14 protein-coding genes and 1 pseudogene are annotated in these 13,974 nt (G+C 64.4%); 8 read left to right on the top strand and 7 right to left on the bottom strand.

The features are described 5' to 3' along the window. Positions 1-65: 65 nt before the first annotated feature. Positions 66-2,279 carry a phosphoribosylformylglycinamidine synthase subunit PurL gene (gene purL / locus EHH60_RS26605; protein WP_124162351.1) on the top strand — a complete coding sequence of 738 codons (2,214 nt, stop codon included), beginning with the start codon at positions 66-68 and terminating at the stop codon, positions 2,277-2,279. 117 nt (positions 2,280-2,396) lie between these two features. Here the strand turns inward: purL and EHH60_RS26600 are convergent, their stop codons facing one another. Continuing rightward, positions 2,397-3,584, bottom strand: coding sequence for an acyltransferase family protein (locus EHH60_RS26600; RefSeq protein WP_124162350.1), 1,188 nt, complete (start codon positions 3,582-3,584; stop codon positions 2,397-2,399). Between the two features lie 178 nt (positions 3,585-3,762). Here EHH60_RS26600 and EHH60_RS26595 point away from each other — a divergent pair, with 178 nt between their 5' ends. Continuing rightward, complete coding sequence (locus EHH60_RS26595) at positions 3,763-3,936, top strand: DUF1328 domain-containing protein (protein WP_007612121.1); 174 nt, start codon at positions 3,763-3,765, stop codon at positions 3,934-3,936. A gap of 124 nt (positions 3,937-4,060) precedes the next feature. Here the strand turns inward: EHH60_RS26595 and EHH60_RS26590 are convergent, their stop codons facing one another. Continuing rightward, entirely contained in the window at positions 4,061-4,420 is a 360-nt protein-coding gene (locus EHH60_RS26590; protein WP_124162349.1) for a DUF427 domain-containing protein, read from the bottom strand. A gap of 200 nt (positions 4,421-4,620) precedes the next feature. On the opposite strand from EHH60_RS26590, the gene EHH60_RS26585 reads away from it, so the two are divergent. Beyond that, a complete protein-coding gene (locus EHH60_RS26585; protein WP_011088461.1) occupies positions 4,621-4,857 on the top strand; it encodes a BolA family protein in 237 nt (78 codons plus the stop codon). Between the two features lie 23 nt (positions 4,858-4,880). Next, positions 4,881-6,074, top strand: coding sequence for a low temperature requirement protein A (locus EHH60_RS26580; protein WP_199752045.1), 1,194 nt, complete (start codon positions 4,881-4,883; stop codon positions 6,072-6,074). Between the two features lie 9 nt (positions 6,075-6,083). Here EHH60_RS26580 and egtD read toward each other — a convergent pair whose 3' ends face one another. Together egtD and egtB are read right to left on the bottom strand one after the other, a co-directional pair. Next, a complete protein-coding gene (gene egtD / locus EHH60_RS26575) occupies positions 6,084-7,055 on the bottom strand; it encodes an L-histidine N(alpha)-methyltransferase (protein ID WP_199752043.1) in 972 nt (323 codons plus the stop codon). A 50-nt stretch (positions 7,056-7,105) separates the two neighbouring features. Then, positions 7,106-8,404: an ergothioneine biosynthesis protein EgtB gene (gene egtB, locus EHH60_RS26570; RefSeq protein WP_199752041.1), complete on the bottom strand. Its 1,299-nt coding sequence runs from the start codon at positions 8,402-8,404 to the stop codon at positions 7,106-7,108. Positions 8,405-8,643: 239 nt separating this feature from the next. On the opposite strand from egtB, the gene grxD reads away from it, so the two are divergent. The 4 genes and pseudogenes from grxD to EHH60_RS26550 all read left to right on the top strand — a co-directional run bounded on the left by grxD (position 8,644) and on the right by EHH60_RS26550 (position 10,916). Beyond that, positions 8,644-8,970 (top strand): Grx4 family monothiol glutaredoxin, encoded by a 327-nt coding sequence (grxD, locus tag EHH60_RS26565; protein ID WP_194393118.1) that lies wholly within the window; start codon positions 8,644-8,646, stop codon positions 8,968-8,970. 3 nt (positions 8,971-8,973) lie between these two features. After that, positions 8,974-9,543 carry an O-acetyl-ADP-ribose deacetylase gene (locus EHH60_RS26560; RefSeq protein ID WP_124162344.1) on the top strand — a complete coding sequence of 190 codons (570 nt, stop codon included), beginning with the start codon at positions 8,974-8,976 and terminating at the stop codon, positions 9,541-9,543. After that, positions 9,525-9,652 (top strand): annotated as a pseudogene (locus EHH60_RS26555) (serine hydrolase); the annotation flags it as partial. The gene EHH60_RS26560 and the pseudogene EHH60_RS26555, both read left to right, overlap by 19 nt. Position 9,653: 1 nt before the next feature. Further along, positions 9,654-10,916 carry a serine hydrolase domain-containing protein gene (locus EHH60_RS26550; RefSeq protein ID WP_199752038.1) on the top strand — a complete coding sequence of 421 codons (1,263 nt, stop codon included), beginning with the start codon at positions 9,654-9,656 and terminating at the stop codon, positions 10,914-10,916. 1 nt (position 10,917) lies between these two features. On the opposite strand, the gene EHH60_RS26545 is transcribed toward EHH60_RS26550, so the two are convergent. From EHH60_RS26545 to EHH60_RS26535, 3 genes are all read right to left on the bottom strand, one after another. Then, entirely contained in the window at positions 10,918-11,985 is a 1,068-nt protein-coding gene (locus tag EHH60_RS26545; RefSeq protein ID WP_124162342.1) for a threonine aldolase family protein, read from the bottom strand. Positions 11,986-12,072: 87 nt separating this feature from the next. Beyond that, entirely contained in the window at positions 12,073-12,690 is a 618-nt protein-coding gene (gene rpsD, locus EHH60_RS26540) for a 30S ribosomal protein S4 (protein ID WP_061882948.1), read from the bottom strand. 303 nt (positions 12,691-12,993) lie between these two features. Continuing rightward, positions 12,994-13,761 (bottom strand): acyltransferase, encoded by a 768-nt coding sequence (locus EHH60_RS26535; protein WP_124162341.1) that lies wholly within the window; start codon positions 13,759-13,761, stop codon positions 12,994-12,996. Between the last annotated feature and the right edge of the window lie 213 nt (positions 13,762-13,974).

Below are 13,974 nucleotides of genomic sequence, written 5' to 3'. Positions count from 1 at the left end.
CTCCCTAACCCTCCCCCACAAGGGGGGAGGGAACGCAGCGGTCAGCGCCGCAAGAGTGTCAGCCCATGTCTAAGAATGAACCCAAGATCACCCCCGAACTGGTTGCCGCCCACGGCCTCAAGCCTGACGAGTACGAGCGCATCCTGAAGCTGATCGGGCGGGAGCCGACCTTCACCGAGCTCGGCATCTTCTCGGCGATGTGGAACGAGCATTGCTCGTATAAGTCCTCCCGCATCCATTTGCGCGGCCTGCCGACCAAGGCGCCGTGGGTGATCCAGGGGCCCGGCGAGAATGCCGGCGTGATCGATATCGGCGACGGCCAGGCCGTGGTCTTCAAGATGGAGAGCCACAACCACCCGAGCTACATCGAGCCCTATCAGGGCGCGACCACCGGTGTCGGCGGCATCTTGCGCGACGTGTTCACGATGGGCGCGCGTCCGATTGCCTGCCTCAATGCGCTCAGCTTCGGGGCGCCCGAGCATGCCAAGACGCGGCACCTCGTCTCCGGCGTTGTCGCCGGCGTCGGCGGCTACGGCAATTCCTTCGGCGTGCCGACGGTCGGCGGCCAGGTGCGCTTCCACACCCGCTATGACGGCAACATCCTCGTCAACGCGATGGCTGTCGGCCTCGCCGATGCCGACAAGATCTTCTATGCGGCCGCCTCCGGCGTGAACATGCCGATCGTCTATCTCGGCTCCAAAACTGGGCGCGACGGCATCCACGGCGCCTCGATGGCCTCGGCGGAATTCGACGACAAATCCGAGGAGAAGCGCCCGACCGTGCAGGTCGGCGATCCCTTCGCCGAGAAGCTGCTGCTCGAGGCCTGCCTCGAGATCATGGAGAAGGGCTGCGTCATCGCGATCCAGGACATGGGCGCTGCGGGCCTGACCTGCTCGGCGGTCGAGATGGGCGCCAAGGGCGACCTCGGCGTCGATCTCGATCTCGACGCGGTTCCGACCCGCGAGACCGGCATGAGCGCCTATGAGATGATGCTCTCGGAGAGCCAGGAGCGCATGCTCATGGTGCTCAAGCCCGAGAAGGAAAAGGAAGCCGAGGCGATCTTCAAGAAGTGGGGCCTCGACTTCGCCGTCGTCGGCTACACCACGCCGAGCAAGCGCTTCGTGGTCAAGCATGGCGGCGACGTCATGGCCGATCTGCCGATCAAGGAGCTCGGCGACGAGGCGCCGGTCTATGACCGCCCGCACGTCCCCTCCGCCGCGCTGCCGGTCGTGCACGCCCGCGACGTGCCGGCGCCGATGGGCCTCGGGCCTGCGCTGGAGAAGCTGATCGGAACGCCCGACATGTGCTCCAAGCGCTGGGTCTGGGAGCAGTACGACCACGTCATCCTCGGCAACACCATGCAGCGTCCGGGCGGCGATGCCGCCGTGGTGCGTGTGCAGGACGGGCCGAAGGGGCTGGCGCTGACCGTCGACGTCACGCCGCGCTATTGCGAGGCCGACCCGTTCGAGGGCGGCAAGCAGGCGGTAGCGGAAGCCTGGCGCAACATCACCGCGGTCGGCGGCAAGCCGCTCGCGATCACCGACAATCTCAACTTCGGCAATCCTGAGCGGCCCGAGATCATGGGCCAGTTCGTCGGTTGCCTGAAGGGTATCTCGGAAGCCTGCCGCACGCTGGATTTCCCGGTCGTCTCCGGCAACGTCTCGCTCTACAACGAGACCAACGGCCGCGCGATCCTGCCGACGCCCTCGATCGGCGGCGTCGGCCTGCTCGACGATTTCACCAAATCCGCTTCGCTCGCCTTCAAGGCCGAAGGCGAGGCGATCCTGCTGGTCGGCGAGACCCACGGCTGGCTCGGCCAGTCGGTCTACCTGCGCGACATCTGCGGCCGCGAGGAGGGCGCACCGCCGCCGGTCGATCTCGCCGCCGAGAAGCGCAACGGCGACGTCGTTCGCGGCATGATCCATGCCGGCACGGCGACGGCCGTGCACGACCTGTCCGACGGCGGCCTCCTGATTGCGCTGGCCGAGATGGCGATGGCGGGCGGTATCGGCGCAAAACTGCTCGCGGCGCCGACCGCGCTGGTGCCGCAGGCTTATTGGTTCGGCGAGGACCAGGCGCGCTATCTCGTCACCGTGCCGGAGACTGAAGCCGGCCGCGTGCTCGCCAAGATGCGTGGCTGCGAAGTGCCTTGCGTGCGGATCGGCACCACCGGGGGCGATGCGATCGCGATCGCAGGCGAAGCGCCGGTTGCGATCGACACGCTGCGCAAGTCGTTCGAACGCTGGCTGCCGGAATATATGGGCGGCAAGGCGGCGTAAGGCGCTACCACACTCCGTCATTGCGAGGAGCGAAGCGACGAAGCAATCCAGACTACCTCCGCGGAGGGATTCTGGATTGCTTCGCTGCGCTCGCAATGACGAGTGGAGAGCTCGCCCTCACAACACGTGTGACGCCCCCGGAATCTTTCGCAAGCCCGCCGTCACACCCCAGCTCAGGATCACCGTGAGCACGAAGCCGACCGTGGCCTTCACGATCGCAGGCAGGCTGTAATCGTACAGCGCGTACTGGATCCACAGAGCGATCGGGTAGTGCACCAGGAACATGCCATAGGCATCCGCCTGCAGGCGGTCGAGCAGGTTCGGCCCCGGCGCTTTCGAATGCAGGAAGAAGGCGAGGATCGCGAGCATGATCGAGGCCGAGAACAGCACGAAGAACGTGCCGTAGAACACATCGTACCAGGTTGGCAGCGGATCGGGATTACCGAGAATCTCGCGCTTGATGTAGATCATGCCCCACATCAGGCAGTAGGGGATCAAAGTGACGACCGCCCAATGCCAGCGGCTGTTCGGCAACTGGCCCTCGGCGCCGAGGATGCCGTGATCGAGGTTCGCAGCGCCGACGCTGGCGCCGATGAAGAAATAGGCGAAGTAGAGCAGGACACGGCTCGCCTGCACCGAGAATGGCCCGAACTCGAACCATTCGTTGACGCCGTAATAGACCAGCGCCGGAACGTAGGCGACGAAGCTGACGAGGACCAGCAGCAGCCAGAAGTCGACCGGCTGTTTAAACCCACGAAGGGAGACGCGATTGACCGGATCGACCAGATGCGCCGAGACCCGGTAGAGCAGGCTTGCAGCCAGGTCGAAGGCGAGCAGGACCCATACGAACCAGACCGGGCCGCTGGGCCACGGGCCTGATGTCACCGTCTTCCACCAGAACGCAGCGAAGGTCAGCTCGGGCTCCTGCCGCAGCGCGATCGCGTAATAGGCGAGCGGGATGACGGTGAAGGCCGCGATCGCGAATGGCAGCCCCAGCCGCAACAGGCGGTCGCGCAGAAACACCGATGGGGCCTTGCGCGCGATGCCCGGCCAGGTGAACAGTCCCGACAGGAAGAAGAACATCGCCATGAAGAAGCTGTCGGTGGCGAGCACGATCATGTCGAAGCCGATCCAGGAGGTCGGATCGGTGTGGCCGAAATAGGTGTAGGGAATGACGGCGTGGTGCAGCAGCACCACCAGCGTCAGGAAGGTGCGGGCGCGGTCGAGCGACAAATTGCGCGCCTTGCTCATTGGCGCGTCGTGAGTCTCCGCGCCCATTCTCGCTGAATGTGACACCGTGATCATGGCTGCCCCGATAGCGCTTCTGTTCCGGCCGGACTGTGCCGCCGGGAACCTGATTCAGCAAGAGTGAGAGCCGTCGCGTGCTCTGATGCGGTTAGGAACCGGCTCAGCATAGCGCAGTTAGCATCCGCGAAAAGAGCTTGAGGGGCCGCAAGGGGCGGCAGCAATTTCGGAGCTGGCAATGACGATCCTGAAATGGGCGTTGATCTTCCTGCTTGTCTCGATCGTGGCCGGGGTGCTCGGCTTCACCGGCATTTCGGCCGCCTCCGCCGATATCGCCCGCTTCCTGTTCTACGTCTTTGTCGTGATCTTCCTCGTGCTGCTGATACTGGGCCTCACGATCTTCAGGGCTTAGCAAAGGATGAGCCCCCGCACATCAGTCGTGATGCCGCGGATCCGACCCGGGCACCCATCGATTGCGGCCGAGAACATGGATGGCCGGGACGAGGCCCGGCCATGACGGCAGCGTATCTGGCGGGCTACCCCACTTCCTCGATCTTCACCTTGTCCGGATAGAACGCGAGATGGCCGCTAATCTCGGCCATGGCGGGGAAGGGCGTCTCATAGGTCCAGATTGCGTTATCCAGCATTTTGCCGTTGGCCTTGACGCTGAAATAGCTCGCGTCCCCCTTGTACGGGCAGTGGGTGACACGGTCGGTGCGCTCCAGCAGGGCCATGTTGGTGTCCTCTCGTGGCACATATTGCACCGCCGGATATCTGGCCTCCTTGAGGGTCAGCGCCTTGCTGGTCTCGGCGATGACGACGTCGCCTGCGCTCACCCGGACGCGCCGGGGATTTGGGGTGATGGTGATAGGGTGGTCGGGCCCTGGAAGCTTCATGATTTCACGCCTTTTCGATCAATCTGCTGCGCGCGGCACTTTGTCGTGCCTTTATCCTGATGGGATCACGGATATAGTGCCGGAAGGCGTGACGGAGAAGGCCGTTCACGCTAAGTTTGAGCTTGCCGGCGAGGGGACCCCCGGCAGCGATTCGAACGCTTGGACCAGAAAAAGCTTGGACGAGAAGGAGCAAGACCCGAATGCCCATGGACGCCCACGATATCGAGGCGATGATCAAGGCAGCGATCCCCGATGCCGAGGTGACCATCCGTGACCTCGCCGGCGACGGCGACCACTATGCCGCGACCGTGATCTCGGAATCCTTCCGCGGCAAGTCGCGCGTCCAGCAGCACCAGATCGTCTACCAGTCCCTGCGCGGCCAGATGGGGGGCGTCCTGCACGCGCTGGCGCTGCAAACCGGCGTACCCGGCACCTGACCTGATCGCATCATGGAGCGATGATGGCTGCGGACGACCAGCGCGGCGCGATGTTTCGCGTTATTGTGCCGAGCCAGCACAGCCGCGTCACCTTTGTCGAGCTGTTTTTCGACCTCGTCTTCGTCTTTGCCGTCACGCAGATCTCGCATACGCTGCTGCATCATTTCACGCCGCTCGGCGCGGTGCACGTCGCGGTGCTGTTTCTCGCGGTGTGGTGGGTGTGGGTCTACACCGCCTGGGTCACCAACTGGCTCAATCCCGAACTGACGCCGGTCCGCCTCCTGCTCTTTGCGATGATGCTCGGCGGCCTCGTGCTGTCGACGACGATCCCGACCGCCTTCGAGGGGCGCGGCCTGTGGTTCGCAATTGCCTATGCGACCATGCAGGTCGGACGTACCGCATTCTGGCTGTTCGCAACGCCGCGGCATCGAACGGCCGTGCGGCACAATGCGATCCGCATCCTGACCTGGCTGTCGATCTCCGCGGTCCTGTGGATCGCAGGCGGCCTGACCGAGGGAGAAGCGCGGCTATGGCTGTGGATCGTGGCGGTGACCTGGGAATACATCTCGCCGGCGGCACGCTTCTGGGTCCCGAAGCTCGGGTTTTCCTCGCTTGAGGCGTGGGCCGTCGAAGGCGGCCACATGGCCGAGCGCTGCGCGCTGTTCGTCATCATCGCGCTCGGTGAGGCCATCGTCGTCAACGGCGCCACCTTTGCCGAGCTCGACTGGACCGCGAACAACATCCTGGCCTTCGTCTCCGCACTGGTCGGCGCCATCGCGATGTGGTGGATCTATTTCCACAAGGGCGCGGAGGCCGGGGCCGAGCGCATCTCGAAATCCGCCGAATCCGGCCGCTTGGCGCGGCTCGCCTACACCTACCTGCACACGCCGATCGTCGCCGGCATCATCCTGACCGCGGTCTCGGACGAGCTGGTGCTGAAGCACCCGAGCGGCCATTCCGACACCCGCACCATCGTGAGCACGGTCGGCGGCCCACTGGTGTTCCTGGTCGGCACTATCCTCTTCAAGTACGCGATCCGCGGCTTCCTCCAGCTCTCGCACGGGGCCGGCATCCTGCTGCTGCTGGTGCTGTGGTGGTTCGCCGCCGACCTCTCGCCGCTGTGGCTGTCGATCGCCACCACGACGATCATGATCGTCGTGGCGGTGTGGGAGTCGGTGTCGCTGGGATCTGAGCCGGAAGACGCGGCGGAGCATTGAACCCCGGCGCTACTGCGCCACCTCGAGCGCGTGCACCGAGAACATGTTCGCCGCGTCCGTCCAGCTCTCGCGAACGTGCCAGCCCGCGCCCTGCGCCAACGCGGCGAAACGCTCGATGCTGTATTTGTAGCTGTTCTCGGTGTGGATGCTCTCGCCCGGGCGGAACGAGAAGCTGGTGCCGAGCAGCCGCACGGTCTGGCTCTTCTTGCTGATCAGGTGCATCTCGATGCGGTGCCGCGCGCGATTGTAGATCGCGCGATGGGTGAAGGCGGAGAGATCGAAATTGCCGCCGAGCTCGCGGTTGATGCGCACCAGCACATTGAGGTTGAAACGCGCGGTGACGCCGGCGGCGTCGTTGTAGGCGTCAAAGAGGATTCGCTCGTCCTTCTCGAGATCGGCGCCGATGATCATCTGCGCGCCCTTGCCGAGAATCCTGCGGGCGCTCCTCAGGAAGGCCTGGGCGTCTTTCGGCTCGAAATTGCCGATGGTCGAGCCGGGGAAGAAGCCGACCTTCGGCACGGATGCAACCCGCCCGGGCAGCTCGAACGGCGTGGTGAAGTCGGCGGCGACCGGATAGATGCCGAGCGTCGGGAAATCCCGCTTCAGCCCGTTTGCCTGCGCCTTCAGGAAGTCGCCAGAGATATCGACGGGGACATAGGCCGCGAACTTGCAATGATCGAGCAGCAGGCGGACCTTCGTGGTCGCGCCCGCGCCGAACTCGACGAGCGCCGCGTGCGCCGGAATGATGTTTGCGATCTCGCCGCCGCGCTCTCTCAGGATCGCAAGCTCTGTGCGCGTCGGATAATATTCCGGCAGCCGCGTGATCGCCTCGAACAGCTCCGATCCGGTCGCGTCGTAGAAATATTTCGGCGACAGCTTTTTCGGCTGCTGCGAGAGGTCCTCGATGGCCTCGCGGGCAAAGGCGGTGGTCTGCTCGTCGGGAAGATGGGCTTCGGCCAAAGCGCTGGCGTGCACATTCATGATACTCTCCTGAACGCGCTGTCCGGCGCGCATTTGTCGTCGGATGAGAACTAGTCGTAATCGGCGAGCCGCAGTCCGGTGAACTGCCAGCGATGGTGCGGATAGAAGAAGTTGCGATAGGTGATACGGCTGTGGCCTTGTGGAGTTGCAAGCGAGGAGCCGCGCAGCACCAGCTGGTTGACCATGAACTTGCCGTTGTACTCGCCGAGCGCGCCTTCGACGGCGCGGTAACCGGGATAGGGTGAGTAAGAGCTGCGGGTCCATTGCCAGACGAGGCCGAAGGCGTCGTTGAGCTGCTTGGTGCGGGCGGCGATCTCCCATTCCATCTCGGTCGGCAGGTGTTTTCCGGACCAGCGCGCGAAGGCGTCGGCCTCATAGTAGCTGATGTGGCAGACAGGTGCGTCCGGATCGACCGGCTTGAGGCCGGCCAGCGTCATCACCTGCCATGCGCCGTCGACCTCGCGCCAATAGCCCGGGGCCTGCCAGTCTTCCTTGCTGGCCGCGGCAAAGCCGTCCATCAGCCACAGCGTTGCCGTCCGGTAGCCGCCGTCGCGCATGAAGGCGAGCCACTCGGCATTGGTGACCAGATTGCGGGCGATCCTGACCGGGCCGACGAGGGCGCGGTGCGCCGGCTTCTCGTTGTCGAAATGGAAGCTGTCGTCGACATGGCCGACAGTGTGGATGCCTTCGTTGAGGGGCAGCCAGTCATCGCCGCTGCGTGTTGCAGTCGGGAAGCGCCAGTCCGGGTCATAGGGCGGGTAGATCGGGTTCTGCGCAAAGGCATGCAGGATGTCGGTGAACATCAGCTCCTGATGCTGCTGTTCGTGGTTGAGTCCGACCTCCACCAGCGGAGCCAAGGACTGGAGCTTGTCCGCGTCGGCCTCGCGGAAGAATTCGACCACGGCAGCATCGACGTATTTGCGATAGGCGCCGACCTCGTCGGCGCTGGGCCGGGTGATGTCGCCGCGATGATTGCGCGCATGTCGCGGGCCGGCGCTGACGTAATAGGAATTGAACAGGAACGCGAAATCGCGGTGGAAGGGCCGGTAGCCCTCGGCGTGCTCGCCGAGCAGGAATTGCTCCCAGAACCATGTGGTATGGGCCCGGTGCCATTTGGTCGGGCTGGCATCGGGCATGGACTGGATTTGCTGGTCCTCAGGTGACAGCGGCGCTGCCCGCCGTTCGGTCTCATTGCGGACGGTGAGAAACGCCGATTCCAGCCGCTGGGCGAGGTCGTCCGGGAGGGAGGACGGTGACGAAAGCTGGGGGGCGGCCGTAGCTGAGGCTTGTTTCGTCACGTTTTTCTCCAGACAGGACAAGAGAACGTTGTTCGCGCGGCCCGGTTCCACAAACAGGGTTCGTCCTAGATAGGGGCTCCGTTACGGTATGAAAGTCCTCTCCGGCGATGATATTGATGTCATCAGCCTATGGACCTGTGGGGCTCTGCACTGTCGCCCGGGGGGCCCGTCGCCGCCATTTTACTTTGGATGCACAACGGTTTGGGCTACATATATGGGTAGGTATCGGGTTAAATCGGCCGAGCCGGCCCGAAAAGACTGGTGAGGGCTCGGCCCAGAAGGACATGGATATGAGCATCGAGGAATTCATCGCCAACGAAGTGAAGTCGAACGACGTGGTTCTGTTCATGAAGGGCACGCCGCAATTTCCGCAGTGCGGTTTCTCCGGCCAGGTCGTCCAGATCCTCGATCATCTCGGCGTCGGCTATAAGGGCCTCAACGTCCTCGAATCCGCCGAACTGCGCAACGGCATCAAGACGTTCTCCAACTGGCCGACCATTCCGCAGCTCTACGTGAAGGGCGAGTTCGTCGGCGGCTGCGACATCGTCCGCGAGATGTTCCAGGCCGGCGAATTGCAGCAGCTCTTCTCCGAAAAGGGCGTCGTCGTCGCGGCCTGATACGTGACCGTGCTGACGCGCCGGATCGCCGGCGCTAGGCTTGAGGTCATCGTTGCCGACATCACGACACTCGGCGTCGACGCCATCGTCAACGCCGCCAACACGTCGCTCCTTGGCGGGGGCGGCGTGGACGGTGCGATCCATCGGGCGGCCGGGCCCGAGCTCGTCGCCGAATGCCGCAATCTCCACGGCTGCAAGACGGGTGACGCGAAGATCACCAGCGGTTATCGGCTCAGGGCCGCACATGTGATCCACACCGTCGGCCCGGTCTGGAATGGCGGCACGCTCGGCGAGGACGATCTGCTGGCCTCCTGCTATCGCCGATCGATGGAGCTGTGCGGTCGACACAAGCTGACCTCGGTGGCATTCCCTGCGATTTCAACCGGCATTTTCCGTTTTCCTGCCGACCGGGCGGCCGATATCGCGGTGCGCACAACGATCGAGGCGCTCGCTGCTGCGCCGTGCGTTGCGCGCGTGGTGTTCTGCTGCTTCGCCGAGCCTGGCGCCGAACTCCATGCCGAGGCGCTGGCGCGACACGGCGGCCCCCGGCAAGATCGGGGTGCTGTTTCGTGATCGCCCCGAAGCAGGACCTGTTCTTCATCCTCCTGAAGCAGATCCCGACCGAGTGCGAGCGCGTGCAGCGAGCATTGAGCGGTCGGTTTATGAAGCCATGGAGAAGTGAATTGCGTGGGCGCCGCGCGTTTATCGCGGGGCTCGTTCTTCTCGTTGCCGTCGTCGGTGCGAAGGCCGGCGCCGAAGGACGCGCTGCCCGTACTCTCTCCACGGAAGGGCTGGCGAAGGTTTCCGACTACATCCGGAACGAGGTTGCGACCGGCAAGATCCCCGGCGCCATCCTGCTGCTCCAGCAACACGGCAAGCCCGTCTACTACGAGAATTTCGGCGTTCGCGATGTCGGCACCCAGATATCGATGAGCGTGGATACGATCTTCCGCCTCTATTCGATGTCGAAGTCGATCACATCCGTCGTGGCGATGATGCTGGTCGAGCAGGGCAGGCTTTCACTTGACGATCCCGTGTCCAAGTACATTCCGGCCTTTGCCGACATGAAGGTGGGCATCGAAAGGAAAGCAGCGGACGGCAAGGTTTCGCTGGTGCTTGAGCCGCAGCAGCGTCCGATCACGATCAAGGACCTCCTGCGCCACACCGCGGGGCTGCCTTACGGCTTTTATGGCGGTGGACTGGTGCGTGAGCTCCATGCTGCGGCCGACCTCTTCAACAGCGATCTTTCCAATGCCGAGTTCGTCGCGAAGATCGCCACGCTGCCCCTCGCCGAGCAGCCCGGCACGGTGTGGACCTACGGCTTTGCTACCGACGTGCTCGGCCGCCTCGTCGAGGTGGTTTCGGGCAAGACGCTGCTCCAGTTCGCGAAGGAGCGGCTGCTCGATCCGCTCGGCATGAGCGAGACTGCGTTCTACGTTGCCGATCCCGCCAGGTTTGCACGTATCGCCGAGCCTATGCCGGGCGACCGCAGCATCAGCCCGACGACTGAAGTTCGCGACATCAGGCGGCCTGTGAGATGGGAATCGGGCGGCGCCGGCATGGTCGGCACGATCGGCGACTACGCCCGTTTCGCGCAGATGCTGCTGAATGGCGGCACTTATGAGGCCCATCGCTATCTGAAGCCCGAGACCATTGCGCTGATGGTTTCGGACCACATCGGACCCGAGACGAAGATCGCACGCGACCGGATGTACTACCCAGGGGAAAGCTCGGGCTTCGGCCTCGGCTTCGCGGTGCGCACCTCGGTGCCGCCGGGCACCTCTTGGCCGCTCGGCGAATATCGCTGGGACGGTGTTGCTGGCACGTTCTTCTTCATCGATCCCGAGGACGATCTGTTCGGGATCTTCATGGCGCAGACGCCGTCGCAGCGCGGCCGGATTCAACTCGAGCTGAAGACGCTGATCTATCAGGCGATGGGGCGCTGATTCAGGCGCCGCGCACGATCTCGCGCACGTATCCGATCGTTTCCTCGATCTGGCCGGCATTGACGTCGAGATGGGTGCAGGCGCGGATGCGGCCGTCCATCATCGCGAGCGTCACGCCGCGCTGTCGGAGCGCGGTGACCATCTTGTCGCCAGGGATGCCGGCGCCATCGGGCTTGAAGAACACGAGATTGGTCTCGGGCTCCTGCACCTCGATGCCTGAGATCTGCAACAGTCCGCGGGCGAGCGCCCGCGCATTGGCATGGTCGTCGGCCAGGCGCTCGACGTGATGGTCGAGCGCGTAGATGCAGGCCGCCGCGCAGATTCCGGCCTGCCGCATCGAGCCGCCGAGGCGCTGCTTCCACTGCCACACCGCATCGATGAAAGCGCGTGAGCCCGCGAGCACGCCGCCGATCGGCGCACCGAGGCCCTTGGAGAAATCGATCCAGGCCGAATCCCAGCCAGCGGTCATGTCGCGCGGAGAGATGCCGGTTGCCACGGTGGCGTTGAGCAGGCGCGCGCCGTCCATGTGGGTGACGAGTCCGTGTTGCCTGGCGATCGCGACGATCTCGTCGAGCGCGGTCTTCTTCCAGATCGTGCCGCCGCCGATATTGGCGGTCTGCTCGACGCTGACGACGGTCTGCGGCGGCTGGTAGCGCGTTCGCGGGTGCAGCGCCTTGCGAAGGGTTTCCGGCGTGAACTGGCCGCCCTCGCCCTTGAGCTGCGTGACCTGGAAACCGCCGATCGCCGCATGCGCGCCGCCCTCGCGCGCGATGATGTGCGCGGTCTCATGGGCGAGGATCTCGTCGCCGGGACGGCAATGCACCAGCGTCGCGGTGACGTTGCACATCGTGCCGGAGGGCATGTAGACCGCCGCTTCCTTGCCGAGCAGATCTGCGACGCGCTCGCACAGCGCGTTCACGGTCGGATCGTCGCCGACCTGCTCGTCGCCGACCTCCGCCCGCGCCATCGCCTCGCGCATCGCGGCCGTCGGCCTGGTCTGCGTGTCCGAGAGCAGATTGATGCGCACCGGCGGCGCCTTGGGATCGACGGGGGGAGGGGTGTAGAGCATGCGATGGCTCCTAAGCAGTGCGGCCACTGAAGTGTGGCTCTTAAGCAAAAAGGCCCCGGCGAACCGGGGCCTTTTGATATTCAGATCTTAGCGCGAATAGAATTCGACGACCAGATGCGGCTCCATCTGCACCGGGAACGGCACGTCGGAGAGGCCGGGGATGCGGGTGTACTTCGCGGTCATCTTGCCGTGGTCGACTTCGAGATAGTCGGGGACCTCGCGCTCGGGCAGCTGGCTGGCTTCGAGCACGTGGGCGAGCTGCTTGGAGGCTTCCTTGACCTCGATCACGTCGCCGACCTTGAGCTGGTAGCTCGAGATGTTGACCTTGCGGCCGTTCACCTTGACGTGGCCGTGGTTGATGAACTGGCGGGCAGCGAAGATCGTGGAGACGAACTTGGCGCGGTACACGACCGCGTCGAGACGACGCTCCAGGAGGCCGATCAGGTTCTCGCCGGTGTCGCCCTTGAGGCGGCTCGCCTCGACATAGATGCCGTGGAACTGACGCTCGGAGATGTTGGCGTAATAGCCCTTCAGCTTCTGCTTGGCGCGCAGCTGCACGCCGAAGTCGGAGAGCTTGCCCTTGCGACGCTGGCCGTGCTGGCCGGGGCCATATTCGCGGCGGTTCACGGGGCTCTTCGGGCGGCCCCAGATGTTCTGGCCCATACGGCGATCGATCTTGTACTTCGCCTCACTGCGCTTAGTCATCGCGTCCTCTTCGGTTGCATGGTTTGAGGAAACGCGCCCTCCTGTGTGACGGGCCTGGCCCGGCACCGACAGATCCGATCCCCAAAGCTTAAGGGATTTGACCACGGGTCGCGAAACGCTTCGCGGGCCGAAATCGGCCCGCGAGCAGGCGGCTTTTAGGGGAGTTTGGGGTTCGCTGTCAATTCTTTAGCCCGTCATTCCGGGGCGCCCCGCAGGGCGAGCTATGGTGCGCAATTGCGCCCCTGAGAATCTCGAGATCCCGGTTTTGGTGCTGCGCACCGCCCCGGGATGACCGCTTCGCGGTCAGGTCTTGACCGCCCGGATCGGCTTGGGGTCGGCCGCCCGCAATTCGGCAGCGATTTCAGTGTTCAGGACCTGCTCCAGCCGGGTCAGGACCCGGGCAATCGGGGCGGCGTCGGTGACCCGGTGGTCCCAGCGGATCACGACATGGATGGTCTGGTCGGGCTCCATGCGCCCATAGCTGACGATATAGGGGCCCGGAGTGATGGGGTGGAGCTCGCCGCCGCCATAGGCGGCCACCGAACTCACCCCGAAGCTGCCGAACCAATTGCCCCGCTGGCGGCCGAAATTCAGGCCGATGGCCCACGACAGCCGCCGGAGCGGCAACGGCAGCCGGGTCGCCCGCATGATCTTGCGGAACATCGGGACGTCAGCGATCGGTGCTGTCTTTCCGCGTCGGATATCGGCATCGATTGCCGCCAGCGACAGGGCCTCTGGGGCCGCGATTCGCTGCGGCATCACGCATTCCTCGCCGGCCTCGACCCGGGCGATCGCCACCAGCGCCACGCTCTTCGGCAGCTCATAGAGGGCCGGCCAGGGCCATTTGACGTAGACGGTGCGCAGGATCGGCTCGTCTCGGGCAACCAGGGCGAAAGCCTTGACGAACATTGCGGCCCAGCCGGCGGGCGCCGTTGCACCTGCGCGGGCGTCCAGCAGGGGGCGGATATTGAGCGAACGGGAGAGCGAAACGAACGGCACGCCCATCGAGGCGTGCATGAGATCGCAAATCAGGCGGCGCCGCAGCGAAATGGTCTTGGGCGTCCCGCGCATGGGTCTCCGGTTCCTAGGATAAGACTAAAATATGTGCAACGAGCGCGTCGACCGCTCGCCGCGTGCTTAGCATGAACCAACCGGCTTGGGGCTCCTGGGTTCGTCGCTTTCAGCGCGCCGGCGAAGCCAAGTGGCGTGGTCTTGGTTGCGGCCAAAATAACTTAATAATTTCAATTATTTGCTGCGAGAGACAAGATCTGTTGAGGCGAGGCA

The sequence above is a fragment of the Bradyrhizobium sp. RP6 genome, from assembly GCF_003837805.1.
Classification (GTDB): domain Bacteria; phylum Pseudomonadota; class Alphaproteobacteria; order Rhizobiales; family Xanthobacteraceae; genus Bradyrhizobium.
This window is presented reverse-complemented; position numbering and strand designations above follow the sequence as displayed.